This window comes from Pseudomonas sp. RC10-4-2 (genome assembly GCF_050433085.1).
Taxonomy (GTDB): Bacteria; Pseudomonadota; Gammaproteobacteria; order Pseudomonadales; family Pseudomonadaceae; genus Pseudomonas; species Pseudomonas aeruginosa.
Genome location: NZ_JBNPXX010000006.1, coordinates 156,712 through 171,442 on the forward strand (window position 1 = coordinate 156,712; position 14,731 = coordinate 171,442).

The 14,731-nt window shown below is 61.4% G+C and carries 19 protein-coding genes and 1 pseudogene; all 20 read right to left on the reverse strand.

Going from position 1 to position 14,731, the window contains the following annotated elements; genetic code table 11:
- Positions 1–34: 34 nt before the first annotated feature.
- A pseudogene (locus tag FHW81_RS24465) lies at positions 35–1,483 on the reverse strand (DUF6094 domain-containing protein); the annotation flags it as partial.
- Between the two features lie 29 nt (positions 1,484–1,512).
- Positions 1,513–2,118, reverse strand: coding sequence for a hypothetical protein (locus tag FHW81_RS24470; RefSeq protein WP_003125296.1), 606 nt, complete (start codon positions 2,116–2,118; stop codon positions 1,513–1,515).
- A 91-nt stretch (positions 2,119–2,209) separates the two neighbouring features.
- Positions 2,210–2,464, reverse strand: coding sequence for a hypothetical protein (locus FHW81_RS24475; RefSeq protein ID WP_089030136.1), 255 nt, complete (start codon positions 2,462–2,464; stop codon positions 2,210–2,212).
- Positions 2,465–2,531: 67 nt separating this feature from the next.
- The gene (locus tag FHW81_RS24480) at positions 2,532–2,894 is read right to left on the reverse strand and encodes a hypothetical protein (protein ID WP_016264230.1); all 363 of its coding nucleotides are present in this window, start codon (positions 2,892–2,894) and stop codon (positions 2,532–2,534) included.
- 69 nt (positions 2,895–2,963) lie between these two features.
- Positions 2,964–3,245, reverse strand: a complete 282-nt coding sequence (locus FHW81_RS24485) for a hypothetical protein (protein ID WP_193377121.1) — start codon at positions 3,243–3,245, stop codon at positions 2,964–2,966.
- Positions 3,242–3,874, reverse strand: a complete 633-nt coding sequence (locus tag FHW81_RS24490; protein ID WP_016264232.1) for a DUF3275 family protein — start codon at positions 3,872–3,874, stop codon at positions 3,242–3,244. Before FHW81_RS24490 ends, FHW81_RS24485 begins: the two co-directional genes overlap by 4 nt.
- Before the next feature lie 56 nt (positions 3,875–3,930).
- Positions 3,931–4,281, reverse strand: coding sequence for a hypothetical protein (locus FHW81_RS24495; RefSeq protein WP_034063969.1), 351 nt, complete (start codon positions 4,279–4,281; stop codon positions 3,931–3,933).
- A 235-nt stretch (positions 4,282–4,516) separates the two neighbouring features.
- On the reverse strand, positions 4,517–5,224 hold the full coding sequence (locus FHW81_RS24500) for a hypothetical protein (RefSeq protein ID WP_034063968.1): 708 nt from the start codon (positions 5,222–5,224) through the stop codon (positions 4,517–4,519).
- Between the two features lie 484 nt (positions 5,225–5,708).
- Positions 5,709–5,906: a hypothetical protein gene (locus FHW81_RS24505; protein WP_009315817.1), complete on the reverse strand. Its 198-nt coding sequence runs from the start codon at positions 5,904–5,906 to the stop codon at positions 5,709–5,711.
- A gap of 74 nt (positions 5,907–5,980) precedes the next feature.
- A complete protein-coding gene (locus FHW81_RS24510) occupies positions 5,981–6,139 on the reverse strand; it encodes a hypothetical protein (RefSeq protein WP_016264236.1) in 159 nt (52 codons plus the stop codon).
- A 138-nt stretch (positions 6,140–6,277) separates the two neighbouring features.
- Positions 6,278–6,766, reverse strand: a complete 489-nt coding sequence (locus FHW81_RS24515; protein ID WP_016264237.1) for an STY4534 family ICE replication protein — start codon at positions 6,764–6,766, stop codon at positions 6,278–6,280.
- Between the two features lie 323 nt (positions 6,767–7,089).
- The gene (locus FHW81_RS24520; protein ID WP_003121000.1) at positions 7,090–7,224 is read right to left on the reverse strand and encodes a hypothetical protein; all 135 of its coding nucleotides are present in this window, start codon (positions 7,222–7,224) and stop codon (positions 7,090–7,092) included.
- 1 nt (position 7,225) lies between these two features.
- On the reverse strand, positions 7,226–7,405 hold the full coding sequence (locus FHW81_RS24525; RefSeq protein WP_004347955.1) for a hypothetical protein: 180 nt from the start codon (positions 7,403–7,405) through the stop codon (positions 7,226–7,228).
- A 72-nt stretch (positions 7,406–7,477) separates the two neighbouring features.
- Positions 7,478–7,867, reverse strand: a complete 390-nt coding sequence (locus FHW81_RS24530; RefSeq protein WP_023103402.1) for a hypothetical protein — start codon at positions 7,865–7,867, stop codon at positions 7,478–7,480.
- Between the two features lie 915 nt (positions 7,868–8,782).
- Positions 8,783–9,220 (reverse strand): type IV pilus biogenesis protein PilM, encoded by a 438-nt coding sequence (pilM, locus tag FHW81_RS24535; protein WP_034063967.1) that lies wholly within the window; start codon positions 9,218–9,220, stop codon positions 8,783–8,785.
- A gap of 28 nt (positions 9,221–9,248) precedes the next feature.
- A complete protein-coding gene (gene pilV / locus FHW81_RS24540; RefSeq protein ID WP_031801641.1) occupies positions 9,249–10,577 on the reverse strand; it encodes a shufflon system plasmid conjugative transfer pilus tip adhesin PilV in 1,329 nt (442 codons plus the stop codon).
- A gap of 4 nt (positions 10,578–10,581) precedes the next feature.
- Complete coding sequence (locus FHW81_RS24545; protein WP_003134125.1) at positions 10,582–11,523, reverse strand: ATPase, T2SS/T4P/T4SS family; 942 nt, start codon at positions 11,521–11,523, stop codon at positions 10,582–10,584.
- Positions 11,520–12,050, reverse strand: coding sequence for a type 4 pilus major pilin (locus FHW81_RS24550; protein WP_003099765.1), 531 nt, complete (start codon positions 12,048–12,050; stop codon positions 11,520–11,522). The genes FHW81_RS24545 and FHW81_RS24550 overlap by 4 nt, the downstream gene beginning before the upstream one ends.
- Before the next feature lie 21 nt (positions 12,051–12,071).
- Positions 12,072–13,151, reverse strand: coding sequence for a type II secretion system F family protein (locus FHW81_RS24555; RefSeq protein ID WP_089030134.1), 1,080 nt, complete (start codon positions 13,149–13,151; stop codon positions 12,072–12,074).
- The gene (locus FHW81_RS24560; protein WP_003149523.1) at positions 13,151–14,731 is read right to left on the reverse strand and encodes a GspE/PulE family protein; all 1,581 of its coding nucleotides are present in this window, start codon (positions 14,729–14,731) and stop codon (positions 13,151–13,153) included. The genes FHW81_RS24555 and FHW81_RS24560 overlap by 1 nt, the downstream gene beginning before the upstream one ends.

Sequence of the window (14,731 nt, forward strand, 5' to 3'; positions counted from 1 at the left end):
TGGAGTGGAAGGAATCGCCGCGGGGGCGAGGCCAGTAATCGCTAGGGAGCAAAAGCGTGGTTGAGCTGCGGTCTGCCTCAGTGATGATCCAGAGGCTGGATTCGTCGCCGGCGTCGATGTCGTAGGACGACAGCAGCCGATCGCCGAACTTCAGGGCTCTCTGGTTGGTGTTCCAGTCTTCCTGGTCCAGCGTCCCCCAATCTCCCGTCAGATGGCGTTTCAGCAAAGGCGCTGGGTTGAGTTGACCGGTTTCCACCAGGTGGCTCACGGCTGCGGTCATTACGACCCGGCCAGGGCTGATCAGCAGCGGTGCGGGTGCGGGGGCCGGCTCAGGTTGGGGCTCTTCAGCTTCTTCCGTGGTCGCGGCCGAGGAGCTGATGGTCAGCACGCGGCCCTGATTGACCGAGGAGGGTGTCATTTCCCATGCCCGGATGATCGGGATGAAACGGTCGGTGAGGATCCTCACCTCGGTGATGTTGCCGTCGTCGTCCTCGGTGAATTCGGTCTTGCAGACCTTGTCCTTGTAGGTGTCACCCTTCACGACCAGGATCCGGCCCGACTTCGATCGCACGACGCCAGATATCGCGCCGGCGGCCAGGGCCAGGGCCAGGTGCCAGCGAGACAGCTCGCGGACTGGTGGGCGCGGCTGCAGCCCCGCTTGCGCGAAGTGCAGGTTGAAGTCAGGCCAGAGACCTCGCAGCCGCTGGATTTCACCGGCGAACTGCTCCGGCTCCAGGGTTACTCGGTAGAAGTGCTCCAGCTCGCTGGTGGCCGGCAGAACCACGTAGGGTTCCCACGGCCAAGCCGCTGGAATTTCCTCGGCCTTTTCCTGGCCCGCGCCGATCGCCTGCAGGCGAGACCTCACCTGATTGGCGTCCGCCCGGGCCAGGTCCTGCCGACGGACCCGGATGCCGAAGATCACCACCTGCTTGAAGGTAGGATCCGCGGCTGCGTAGATGCGCAGGCCGCTGAAGTGGTTGCTCAACCAGCCAGTCAGCTCATCGTCCAAGACGTAGTGAGGAACAATCAGAACCATGACGCCGCCGTACTGCAGCAACGGCAGGCAGCGCTGGTAGAACGCTTTCTCCAGACGCCGGCGGCCGCTGCCCTGGTACTGCGACGCACCGGAGTGGTCCGCCACCAGGTCGCCATAAGGCGGGTTGAGCCAGAGCAGTCCGAACGACTGCCTGCTGATCATGGTGTCGAAAAGGTCACTGTGCAGCACTCGGTCAAGCAATCCTCGGGCATGGTCGGCGCGCTCGCGGTCGTACTCGACAGCGAGGGCTTGGACCTGATCGCGGCCGAGGGTGTGTGCTGCCTCAGCCAGGGCAACACCCTCACCGGCGCAGGGGTCACAGATCCTCATCCTGCCCGACGGGGCAGGAGTGAGGGCCTGCAGAGCGCGTTCGAGGGTGACCTCATCGGTAGGGAAGTAGCCGTTGCGTGCAAAGTTGCGCGCCAAGCGCGGGAACATGAGGGCCATGGGGCCTCCTTGAGTCTGAGAGGGATGGCTCAGGCTTGCGCCTGAGCATCGGTGGTAAGAATGCTTTCGCGGATCAGCTCACCGAGGGTGGGCTCGAGCACGTCGACCCGCAGGGCGAGTCGCCAGGCGCAGACGTTGCCGATCGTCCCGGGTAGGGCCGTCAACATCTGGTGCTGGGTGAGGACCTCCATCACCGGCTCGCGCCAGTGCTGCAGGAGGGGGAGCGGACAGGTTTCCATCACCAGCGGCCAGAGCCTCTGGTGTGGATCCTCATCGCGCTGCAGGAGTGCGAAGGCGAGGTGATTGCCTCGGTCGGGCGCCGAGGCGCGCCGATCGAACAGCCAAAGATTGAGCAGGCTGCCGAACAACGTGCCGCGGAACTGGCGGGTGGTGCGTTTCTCCAGGAGATCCTGGTTTGGGAAGACAGGTAAGCGGCGGCCGTCCACGATGATGTGGAAATGGTCGATGCCATTTTCTTCCCGGCCCAGCGTCAGCCTGGCCAGGAACTCTTGTGTCACGGTGTCGCGGCCCCAGGCCGAAAGAAAGACCAGGTTGCGCTGCTCGTCGCACACGCAGGCGTCGACGTACAGGTCTGGGCACTCTTCGATCTGGTAGAGCGGGGTGGGACTGGGCATAGGAACCTCCTGGAAGGAGGAGCCACGCCGCCCTCAAGGGGCGGTGAAGCCCCTCGGGGTGTAGCCCAACTGGTGCAGGGGAGCGTGGTGGCTACCGAACGCTCTTGGTGTGAGGGTCGAAGCTGAGCCCATCGGCTTGGTGCAGCGGCCCTTGGCCGATCAGGAAGACCTGGCAGAGGTACTGATTGCGTAGCGCGACAGCCGCTTCCGCCTGCTCCAAGGTCAGCGACAGCTCCTCGATGAACAGGTCGATGAGCTCGTGGTCGCCGGCGACGTCGTTGTTGGACAGTTGGTCCTCGAGGTAGGCGAGGGTTTCCTGGGTGAGGTTGGTGAACAATGGGTTCATGGTGTGCTCCTGGTGGTAGACGAGGAGCGCCCTTGAGGGAGCCCCTCAAGGGAAGTGGTTGGTGCGGTCAGGCTTGGTGTTCGTGCGTCAGGCGTTCACGCCATTCCTGGTTGATCTCATCGTGAGCCAGGTCCAGGAACTCCAGTGGACAGCCGTAGTAGAACGGGCCGGCGCTTTCCGGAATGGTCTTGTAGCCCCATTGCCCGGCCAAGCAGTCCAGCAAGTGCAGCTCGATCATGGTGATCGAGTGACCGGCCGGCTTGCCGAAATAGAATCCGGCAAGGTGAAAGGTTCGTTTTACGACAGTCCAAAGTTCATTGCCGGAGACTGCGTGTGCCAGCACCTCGGTGCTGCCTGCGAAGGTACTGGTTGGGGCCAGCAGCTCACGCAGCAGGTCTTCCTTCGTCTGATGTGAGAAAAGCCATCCCATAGGTGTGCTCCTGTGGTTGGCCAGGTCTCCCTGACGGGAGAGCCCGGCAGGGGTTGGTAGGGTGTTGCTTCAGCGTGTTGCGCGCTCAAGGCGCTGGAGGAGCCGGTAAGCTGTTTGCCTGGCCTGCCAGTCGCAGTACAACCAGGGCTCGTTGTCGGCCGCATGCTCCGGCGAAGGGGGCTTCACCCGCTCACGCAGTGCGATGATGGCCTGGTCGACGACAGATCGGTCGAACACTGCCGCGCGGAACTGGTCAGCCAGATTGTCCAGTCCGACCTCGCGCAGCGAGGCGCAAACCAGCAACAACTCCTCGCTGAAGCCTGGGGTGTTGTAGATCGATTTCATGTTCATGCGGCCTCCTTGCGGGTCCACACCTGTTGTTTGAAGTCGAGCTCATAGCCCAGCGCGCCGAGTCGCACGCACTGTTGACGTAGTCGCTTGCGGTCGACCGTGGTGTCCAGCTTGACGATTTCGCCTAGCGGCCAGACCGTCCCGAACAGTTCTGCATCCGCATCTGTGTCCAGAGGGGCGGCCTGCTTTGCAGAAGCCGGAGGGTCCATACCGAAAGGCGCGTCGTCCCCAGTTGCAACGGGGCGCAGAGGCTTCGGTTTCGGGGGCGACTTCGGCGGTGCCGCCGGTGCGGCAGTGGGTTGCTGTATCGCGGGCACTTCGTCGAGCGGATCCACCTCATTGCCAGAGAGACGCTCTGCCTCCTCGTCGCTGAGGTTGTCCACGTCGTCCAGCGTCATGCTGTCGAGCTTGGCGCGGATCTCGACGACCAGCCGGCCGCCGGTGGTGTAGTAGGAGGGACGGATCTCGGTGATGGCGAAATCACCGCGGTACTTGCCTTCGATGTGCTGGTCCAGGAGAGCGTCCTTGATGACGAATTCCCCGATCGAGGTCGAGAGCTTTCCCACGTTGAACTCGCCATTGCGACCATTGATGGTTCGAATGGCCAACTGGCCGGGTATGTTGATCATGGCGTGACCTGCGAAAAGGACGATCCCGCCGAAGCGGGATCGTGGTGAGGGGAGAGCTACTCGGTATCCGGGTTGCCCTGGAGGCTTTCTTCCTGCAGCTCGATGCGCAGGTAGGAAGGCTCATCGGACGGCTCGACTATCGAGAGGACCAGCAGCGCGAGCGCGCGGTCCTGCCCCTCTTCCTCCTTGTGGTACAGGTGGAATTGGATGTGCTTCGCGGTCGGCTGGAGCGGAAGCTCCTGCCAGGCGGTTTGAACGACACTGGCCAGCCGGGTGCCCATCTCGTCGACCCTGGCAGGGTTGGCGAGATAGACCAGGCGCAGCCAGGCCGCGTTGGTGAGAACGATCGGGAGTTTGAGGTACGCAGCAGTGTGACCTGCGCTGGAGTGGTTGTTGAGAGAGGTCATGAGAGGTCTCCGAATACGCAGGCCTCTCCCGCGGGGATGAGGTCCCCGCGTGGGTGGGTAGGATGCACTCCATCACTTGCGTGATGCGACCGCGCTGCCGAGTGCTGTGGCGGTCTTGGGTGGGTTAGCGCTTGCGCGCCGGAGCCTTAAACCCTGGCTCCTTGGGAGGCGCTGTCAACGAAAGCGAGCCAATTCGAATTCGGGGGCTGGCGGGATTTCCCGCCGGCCGGATTGCTCAATCGTCATAAAGCGGCAGGCCCTTGAGCGTGGGCGCGAATGGATCAAGTACCAGGAGCCGAATGTCTGCTTGTCCCGCGAGGTGAAGCAGATCGACCAGGTGTTCGTCGAGGCCGAAGGCAAGCTGTTCTTGTCGAAGAGCGGCTGCGGTCATCTCCAGGATCTCCAGACACTCATCCGTCCAAGGGGTGTTGTGCAAGCGAAAGCCCACGGCACCGTGCTCGTTACACCAGAAGAGCGATACCAACACCGAGGGCAAGCGGATTGGCATCTTGGTCGAGAACCTTTCGTAGAGGCTATTCCACGCCCTGATGGGTAGATGTGTTTTTCTGATCTCCCAGCAGCGGTTATAACCGCCGCCGAACGAAAGGTATCGAACGACACTCTCGGCTTCGGTCAGTGAGTATTGATCTCCGATAAGCTTTTTTCTGCCGTCCTGCTCACCGTAGATGCTGTAAAGTACGTTTCTCACTATTCCTTGGTGAGGGCATTTTTCAACTCTTTCATCGTCTAAGTCTTGGACTACCACGGCGAAATCGCCATTGAAGTAGCACAGCTCGCACTGAAAATATTCGTCTGGGAGGTGCTGCTGGGTTTCATGCAGTGCGCGGTAGCACGGTAGATTGTCGCCTTCGTCAGTGATCTGCAGGTTTCGTTCGATGCGGAAACTCTCATAGCCGCGAATAAACGGATTGAGTTGAGTCATGGGGTATCTCCGGTTGCCGGGAAGCCCATGCCCTTGGAGGCTATGGACCTCCAGGTGAGTAAGGGGCGCCGAAGCGCCCAGGTGATGTCGAGTTGTTGTAGTTAACGCGATAGGTGTTCTTCTTTACGCCGAGCCTTCTGGTATCGCTCTACCAGGCCATAGTATTGAAGTACCGGTGATGTGCTCGAGTCGCAACCATGCTCACAGTCGGCCTGCGCCAAAGCTTCGATTGCATCTTGAATTACATAGAGCTCGATACTGAGTCCTGCATCGCCAAACTCATCAACCAAGCCTTTGCACAGAATGTACTCGAACTTGCTTTGTGCAGCATGTACTCCGATGTTGAGTAGAGCTGGGAGCCTTTCTGGGTATGTGTTCATGGTGAGTTCCAATTCGTAATCAAATCGGAGAGGTCACCTCCCAACAGGGGTGATGACCCCGTCTGGGTTGAATTAGAAGATGCACATGGGCAAAAGGGTAAAGCTTAATATTCCCGTTGCGTCCAAGTGCCGTTGTCTAATGCCTGTTGGGCAAGTTCGCGTGAGGGGTAATATTCAACCGACTCGCGCGAGGCTGGTCCTTCTTCATCAAGGGTGCCGATATAAAAGCCGGCGTTAGACATAAGAACCTGCAGCGGCAGTTCGAGACGAAGATGGGCAAGTGCCCGCTTTCCGTATTGCATGGTGATTCTCCTTTCGGTAGGAAACACCAGTCCCACAGGGGACTGTGGTCCCCTAAATGGGAAATGTCTGGCGGTTAGGCCAAGGCAGATACCTGGGCATTGTTGCTGGCCAGGAACAGCCAGGCGAAGTTGCAGAACTGACTGCTGAGCAGCAGCTCGTCCTCGACGTCGCTGAGGCTAACCTCCTCAACTTCCGGCAGGGCGGGCAGTTCTACGATTTGGATGTTGCTCATGATGATCTCCAGATAATGGAGAACACCACGCCCTGGGGGGAGATGGTGCCCCCCGGATGGGTATGCGATGAAGAGTGGCGCATAGCGTAGGTAGTGAAAGGCCCTCGGGATGAGGGCCGGTATTCAATCAAGCCGTGTTCAAGCAGCGGCTTGTTCAGCGTGCTCAGCGGGGGCTGCGGGCTCACCTTGAGGTTCGCCTTGGCCTTGCTGGGCTTTTTCAGCTTCTTCCTTCGCATCGTAGACGGTGGTGCCATCCACTTTGATCCAGGAGATGAAGAGCAGCCGGCCTTTGAGGCTTGCGTCGGGCTTGCCTTGTTTCTCGCCTTTCTGGTGGATGAAGGGGTCCGCCCAGATATCGCCGATACGGAAGGAAATCAGAACCTTCTTCTTGGCCTCGACTGCTTCCTTGCAACGGCGGACAAGCTTTTCAGCCTGGGCGCCGACCACTTTGCAGTCGATGTAGGAGTATTCCACGCTGTCTGCCGCGCCATGGAGGGCTGCGACGGTTACGGCGAGGAATGGTTCACCTCGGCGGATCGGTACCTCGCGGATGCGATTGAGGTAGCCGATACCGGTGGTGTGCAGGTCGAAATACTTGGCTTCTTGGGCTTGGGTGTTGTTGCTCATGATGATTCTCCAGTTTCGTAAGCGAAAGCGGAGAAACACCTTGCCCGTCAGGGAAAAGTATTCCCCGCATGGGTCTGTATTGGGAGGTAAAGCAGAGGGAGAGGGCTTCCATCAACCTGTGGGCTGATTGATCGCGCTACCGGAAGCTGGTGCGATCTTGGGTTCGATCTACACGGAAATCCGTGTCGTAGTCTTTCAGATCATGACTACTGGGGGAGGATTGCCGACAACGTCAGCAGCTCACGGTGAAAAGAATGAAAAGGCCTGTTGCAGTTGTCAAGCCCCCGCGAATGAAAAAGCCCCTCACACGGAGGGGCTTGAGGTCAGTGCGGGCGGTGCCGATGGTTAAACTTCGTAAGCTTGCGCTTGAGGTTGGGCCAATCGGCCCAGGCCGCCATCGACAAGCACACTACAAGCAAGGCGGTCAGCATGATCACGCCGAAAGTCGTTTGGCTCATCTCAAGATTCCTCCTGAGTCAGGTAGATACCTGTAGACCAGATTACCACACCTACCGACAGCGCAAGGGCAGTCAGGATGCGATGCTCGCCGAGAAAAATGCCGATCAAACCAGCGGCTACCGCCGTGGTTCCAATCTTGCGTAGATCTTCTGCGATTGCGGAAAGTTTTGCGGACCCCATGGTTTTCCTCGATGAATACCGGAAAACCACCCTGCGGGATGGTTTCCCGGCAGGGTTGGTGGGAGGTGTGGATCAGCAGGTCAGCGGATCAACCGGGGCGATCAGTTGATCGAGGGAACCCAGCTTGAGCTCCTTCCTGACTGGCGTTTCAGCTTTGGCGGTCGCCTTGGCCGGCTTGGGTTTGCGTGCGCGCTTGGGCTTTTGCACCTCGCGCGTATTGGCTAGATACCAGTCATTCAGGTTGACATTCTTCAGCCGGACGATGGCTGGGATGTCGCTGATGTGTTCTAGCTCGCCAGCGGTCGGGCCGGCCAGGAAGGCAGGATCGATGCGCTGGACGCTCAACGCAACCGGCGCTTGTGCTTGCACTACGACCGGAGGGCGCCTGAGCGCTCTGCGGAACTCACGCACAACACTGCCGAGGGCAAAGCCGATTTCGAAGCTGGTGGATTGCTTGGACATGGTGTTTCTCCTGCAGGTTGAGGGTGCGGAGAAAACACTGGCCCTGGCGGGGAAGTGGATTCCCCGCTGGGTTGCGGAAGGGAGCTTCTATCGACCGAGGCCGACCGACCGCGCTACCAGAAGCTATGCGGTCTTGGGTTGGATCAACACGGTGGGCTGTGCTGCAGCATTTCGGATCCGAGCTGCATGGGGGGCATGTCGCTGACAACGTCAGCAGATCACGCGTTCATCATCGAAGCGGGGGGCGAAAGTGTCAAGGTCAAGCAGGAGGGGGAGCGGATGCAGCGGGCGGAGAGCGAGGGCGGAAGAGCGCGGCTGGTAGAAACCCTGTCAAAGGTTTCCCCAGCCGTGTCTGGAAGGGGAGTCAAGTGAGCCACCTGTGGTTGAATCGTCGATCCCTGGGCATTGATCGTCTCGATCCCATCACCCGGCCATTATCGTGGCTTGGCCAGCAAACAGTAGGCACGCATCCGCGTACAAAGGGAGCCCTGCGTATCACCGGCGGGCCACCGGCAGGGAGAAGGATCCCGATGGGTAGCCTGATAGTCCTGGAGCAGGAGCATCAGGCTACCCATGGAGAGGGGAAAAGGAGGGGCCGTAACACCAGTACGACCCTTAAATCGAGGAAACACCGAACCTCTTGAGAACCCTATGTGCCTTTAAACTCGCTCGACACGAGTTGACGGCTGCATGGCAAGCAAAAGAACAGGGAGACACAGGGAGAATTCTCAACCAGATCCGCACGCCCCACCCGGTGTTGTAGCGTGCTTACGGTTTGGTAATGAGGCGAACCTGCATCACCAGGGCGCTACTGATGACCGTCAGTAGCCAGCGGGGTGAAATCAAAGTTGATGGCATTATGTGTTCAGAAGGCCGGTTTATCAAGCTGCGCCGGGGTTTACTGGCCTGTGGAGGTTATTTGACCGCGACCACCGCGCCCTCGGGGATGGGCGCAGGGAGCACAATGGCAGTGGCTCCGAGGCGGCGCGTGACTAATTGGCCGCTGCGCCTGACGCCAACCAGGTCGGATTCCGTACCAGCATCCACGGCCGCTGCCAGCCCCGCCGGCGGCGAGGCGATGAAGGCGTAGCTGGTGCCGGCGGCGATGTAGCCCTGAAGCCGCGCTGGCTTGCGGAACCAGGCCGGTAAACCAAGAGCGGAGTCCGCCGGCGAACCGGTGAAACCGGGGTTGGCGTGTGCGTACTCCGCCAGACTGGACCGGTAGAGCAGCAAGCTCCTGGCCAGGGTGTCGACCTCGGCCAGTTCGGCGCTCGAGGTCGCGTGGTCGCTTTGTACACTCAGCCAGGTCCCGGTGATGAGCGCGAGCACCAGGACGATCCACATCAGCGGCATACGGTAGTCCTTGAGTCGTGGCGACCTGCTAGTTCACGCAGGTAACGGTCACGTTGGTCGAGTCGGGGGTCTTGTAGGGTTCCGGGTAGTTGAAGCCTGGGCCTATCTCAGTGATTAGCCCGAACGAGTAGTTGGTGCCAAATGTCTGGTTGAAGCCCACTGCGCAGAATCGGCCGCCGCAGGTGATCGCGTAGCGGACGTAGTCGTAGTTCACCATGGCGCTATCCTGACCATGCAACGTACACCAGTCCTTGATCACGCCGGCCGTGGTGTTCAGGCGCATGGAGGCAGCGGTTCGTCCCCATTTCCCGTTCTGGCAGGACAGCCAGAGTCCGGTGCTGGTGATGCCTGCCAGCCCGTTCGGCGAGCAGTTGGCTCCTTCGGTGGCAACGCCTTTGAGCTGTAGGTACTCGCCGACTTCCGTCCGGCCCTCGGCGGTGAGTTTGCCCGCTTTCATCTCGCCACCGGTGTAGACGTTCTTGTTCATCCAGGAGCGCACCCAGGTGCTGTCGCTCATGTACCAGCCGCCGCCCCATTTCTCGTTGTACCAGCCCGTGTCACCACGGGTCCTGAACCAACCTCCGGTGTACGTCTCGCCGGCGACGTCAGCAGTGCCGGCTTTCACCGTGCCAGTGGCTGTCACGTTGCGCGCGCTGATGTCCGCGCTGGTGGTGATGTTGCCGCTGGCCGTGATCGCCCCGGCCGCGGCGATATTGTTGCCTCCCAGGTCCAGCGTGGTATTCATCCGGTTGAGTTCGGGATGACCCGGGACGGCATTGCGGTAGAGGTACTCGTTGGCGATGGCGCCGTCCTGGAAGAACAGCGCCGTCGCCAGGTGTCCAGCGCCGGGAGCGCTACCGAAATTGCTTAAGGCCACCTGCCAGGCGGCGCCCTGGGCGATACTGGTGTTGGTTTTCGAGATGTATCCCCCGGTGGCTCCCATGAGCTGCGCGATCCGGCGGATCGAGAGTTCGGAAGCTACCTGACCACCCGTGGTCACGATCAGCGTTTCGAGCTGGTTTGCCGCCGGCTTGCGGGCCAGGACCTGGTATTGCTGGCCGTAGATGTTGGTGTCGCGGAAGCCTGCGGGCAGGTAACGGGTGTTGCGCAGCATCGGGACGGTGATCACCGCCGGGGCCGTGGCGCCGGCGCTGGCCAGAACCGTGCTGAAGTTGTCCTTCAGGTACTTCTCCGCTGCCTTGGCCACCTGCTGTTGCTGCTGGGCCGCGTGCTGCTCGTCCAGGCCGTCCAGGTAGCTCATCAGGACCGATATGCCGCCGGCGGTCGCGATGGCGATCACGACCAGGGCGATCATCAGTTCGATCGAGATGAATCCACTGCTGCGCTTACTCCTCATGGTGTTATCTCCACAGGCTTTGCCGGGACTGGCGAGCTTGGTCGTCCTGCAGCAGATGAGCCTCCTTTCGGCGGATCTTGTCGCGCATGGACGGGCCGTCGTCGCCGGTGAACAGCAGTGGCTCGGCGGTCAGGCGGCGCGAGGAGCCATCGCTCTCCAGCGCTTGGCAGATCACAGCTTGGATGCCTTCGGCAACCACGTCGTAGGCGTTTCTCGCCAGTGGCTGGGCGAGCGTCACCAAGCGCTCGATCGCCTGGTGACAGCTTTTCGCGTGAATGGTGGCGATCACCAGGCTGCCGGTCAGAGAGGCCTTGCAGGCCTGGTAGGCGGTGTCCTCGTCGCGGATCTCGCCAATCAGCACCAGGTCGGCGCCGGCCCGCAGCGTGCGCAGCAGGGCCTCGCTGTATCCGCCTGAGCGCCGTGAGGTTCTGACCTGGATGCAGCGGCCGAGCCCATGCTGACCGCTGAGGTTGGTTTCCTGCGGGTCCTCGACGGCGCAGCCTACCCCGCCCAACTCCTGCAGGCGGGCCAGGAGCAGAGAGGCGGCGGAGCTGGTCTTGCCTGTCGCCATCTCGCCGCAGAACAGGACCAGGCCCTGCAACTGCGGATCCATCAGTGCGGAAACCACTTCGCTCGGATAGCCGATCTCTTGGAACTCCCGCAATTGGGCGCTCGACCGGCGCAGCACGAAGACGCTGCCACTGAAAGCGTCCTCGAGGAGGGTGACGCGAAGCAGAACGCCGTCGACGACGATGGCGAACTCCGGATCCTGCAACTCCTCCAGCGTTTGCCTGCAGATCTGGAGCAGTTCCTGGGCGTGCGACTCCCACTCGCGAGGCACTTCGACTCGGCGCGCGCCGGCGCCGGCCAGGCCTTTCACGTCGGCGAAGCCTTCACCGAGGTAGAGGTCGACGAACTGAGCCTGGATGATCGGGTTCACACTCACGAACTATAGGTCCAGGTAATGCTGTTGCTGTCGCTGCTGCAGGCCTGGGTCGCGGCTGCGGTGGTCACTTCTCCGGTGATCGCGGATCCGCTGTTGATCTTGGTCTGCTCGAAGGTGTTCTTCGCGATCTTGGTGGCCAGCGTGATACAGGCGTCCTGGGGCAACTTGCTGGTGGTGATCGAGAAGCCCATCCCGGTGGACGAGACAGTGACCGATCCGCCGTAGACGTTGTAGACGACGCCAGAAGAGACACTCATGTTCTTCGGCACGCCGTTGATTGCGATCAGGCTCGGGATCAGGTTGGTGCCGCTGGAGCCGTAGCCCGAAGAGGTCTTCAGGGCCCGCGCGTTAGCCGCGATAACGCTGATGTTGCGCTGTTCCTCGTTGGCGTTGGACGAACTGAACATCCCAGCCGCTGCGGCCAGGCCCAGGCCGACCCCGATGGCGATGATGATCAGCACGATGATCATCTCGATGGAAACGAAACCGCCCTGCGTCGGACGGGAAGTGCGTTGCGTAGTGCTCATGGAGCGCTCCTTGGTGAGGTTTCAGTGGTTCATGGATTGGATGAGCTGCTGTGCCTGGTAGGCGCCGAGCAGGACCAGGATCATCAGCGCGCCGATGAAGATCAGGGCGAAGTTCTTCACCAGCCCGGCGGCCAGCTCGATCTGCTTGAGGCTGGTCTCCTGCCAGCGGCGGCTGAACTTGACCAGCGCTTCGGAGAAGCCTCCCCGGTTGGCGAGGATGCACAGGTACTGGATGGCCTGTCGGTCGGGGAAATCGTGACCGGCGCTGCGAAGGGCAACACCCAAGTTCTGGCCCAGGCCCACGCCGTAGCGGGCGGCTTCCAAGCGCTGCTTCAGCCAGGGCGGGGAGATCTTGATCATGCTGGCCAGGCTGTCGTAGGGGCGTATGCCGGCGTTGAGCATGACAGCCATGTTCAGCAGGAAGGTGGTGCCCTGGAGCGTGCGGTAGATGGACCAGGGCGGCAGCGTCCGGTCCAGCCAGACCCGGCCTTTCCAGCGGTAGGTCGGCAACGTGACGATGACCACCACCGTGAGGGTGATGACGGCGACCAGAACGTAGATACCAGGTCCTGTGACGAAGCTGGCAATGGCGTTGAGCGTGGCGAGCGGGCCGGTCCAGGTGACTGGGTCGGAGAGCCTGGCCAAGCTGGGGACCATGCGATAGGCCACGATGCACAGCAGGAACACCATCATGGCGGACAGCGCCGAGGGGTAGAGCAGCGCCTGCCAGATGGTGGCGCGGATCCTGGCCTGGGCCTCGACCAGGGAGACGGCATCGCCCATGGCCTGAACCAGGTTGCCGCTCATCTCGCCGGCCTCGATCAGCGCTCGCTCCTGGGCGGGGAGATAGAGCGCCATGGCGGTGGCCAGACGCTTGCCGTTGGACAGCCCCATCAGCGCTTCGCGACTGGCGATGGCCACCGGATGAAACGGATGCTGCCCCTCATGAGCGAAGATCTTGTGCACCTCTGCCACAGCGTCCTTCAACGGGACTCCGTTTTCGAGGAGGGTGGACATGCTTTCGTAGAACTGCAGGCGTTCCTTGCGGCCGAACTGCTTGCTGTAGACGGCGAACTGCAACTGCTCCCAGAAGCCCCCCATCAGCACGCCTCCTGCGAGTAGAAGCTGTCGTCGAGCAGATGCTCATCGAAGTCGAGTGGCCCAATGAAATCCTCGACCATCTGCGGGTCAAAGATGCCCTCGTTGATGCGGCGGATGGCGTGGGCGTGCTTGGTGATGCCCTGCATGGTCTTGACCCAGTAGTTGCGTGCCTCGGCTGGGCCGCCTTTGGCGAACACACGCATGAAGGCGAGGGTGGGCAGCACCACCTCGGCGACGATCGAGCGGCCGTTGACCCCGGAGCCACGGCAGGCCTGGCAGCCAGGCCCCTTGACATGCACCTGGGAAACATCGGTCAAGCGTCGGACCCGTTCGACCAAGTCGGGCGCGAGTTGGTCTTGGTGGTCTTGGAAGCGCAGCTTGCAGCGGGGGCAGAGCTTGGGCAGCAGGCTCTGGTTGATCAGGCCGGTCAGCAGGGCCGGATCGAACAGCAAGCCGGGGTCGACGCCCAGGTCCTTCAGGCGCTGGACAATGCCGATCGCGCTGTTGGTGTGCAGGGTCGACCATAGGCCGTGCCCGGTCATCGCACCACGGAACGCGGCGACAGCGGCGAAGAGGTCGCGTACTTCGCCGATCATCATGTAGTCCGGATCTAGGCGCATGCCGTTGGCGATGCCCGCGGCCCAGGCCTGGCGTTCTGCGTCTGGGTCGGTGGCGTCGTAGACCAGTGGGGTCTGGTTGATGCCTTCGCCGCGAATGCGGTATTCCGGCGGATCCTCGATGGTCAGGATGTGCTTGGATCCGCCATGGAGCTTGTCGAGGCCTTCCATGGTGACCTTCAAGGTCATCGACTTTCCTGACCCGGTGGGGCCGGACAGGATGTTGATGCCGTAGGGCATACGCATCATGCGATCGAACAGTGCGTTCTGCTCGGGCAGGTAGCCGAGCTGCTCCAGGCTGTCGAGGCCGGTGTCGTCGTAGAGCAGCCGCAGGATCATCAAGAACCCCCCGGCACGCGGGCGGGTAGCGATCCGGGCACCGAACAGGTTGAGCTTCTCGACGAAGGTCTGGCTCATCCGCGCATCCTGGTCCAGTTGCGGCTTGAAAAGTGGCTCGGCCACGTCGCACATGGATTGGTAGATGGTGGCGCAGAGTTCGTGCAACTCCTGGCTGCGGAACTGCTCGACGGTCTTCAGCAGGCCGTCGACGCGGAAACGGATCTTGCTGCCGGTGCCGGCGGGACTCACGACGAAATGCACGTCACTGGCGCGCAGCTCAGTGGCCTTACGAATGATCTTGACCACGCGCTCCTGCATCTGGGTGGCGCGCTGGCCATCGCTATCGACCAGGCCGTCCATGGCGACGGCGCGGTAAAGCTGGTGAATGGTCTGCAGGTCGGTGAGGTTGAGCTGGTATCGGAAGCCACGGCGATCGAGACGGTCGATGAACGACAGAACGTGTATGTCGTTCTGGTGGCTCTCCGATAGATAGAGCGTGCCGTCGGCGGCCAGGGCCATGATTTCCTGCAGGTGCTTCGATACCTCCCATTCACCACCGTCGGCGGTGAGCAGTTGGGTCACCATGGAGGGCTGCGCAAGCGCGGCAATCTGAAGGTTCGTCAT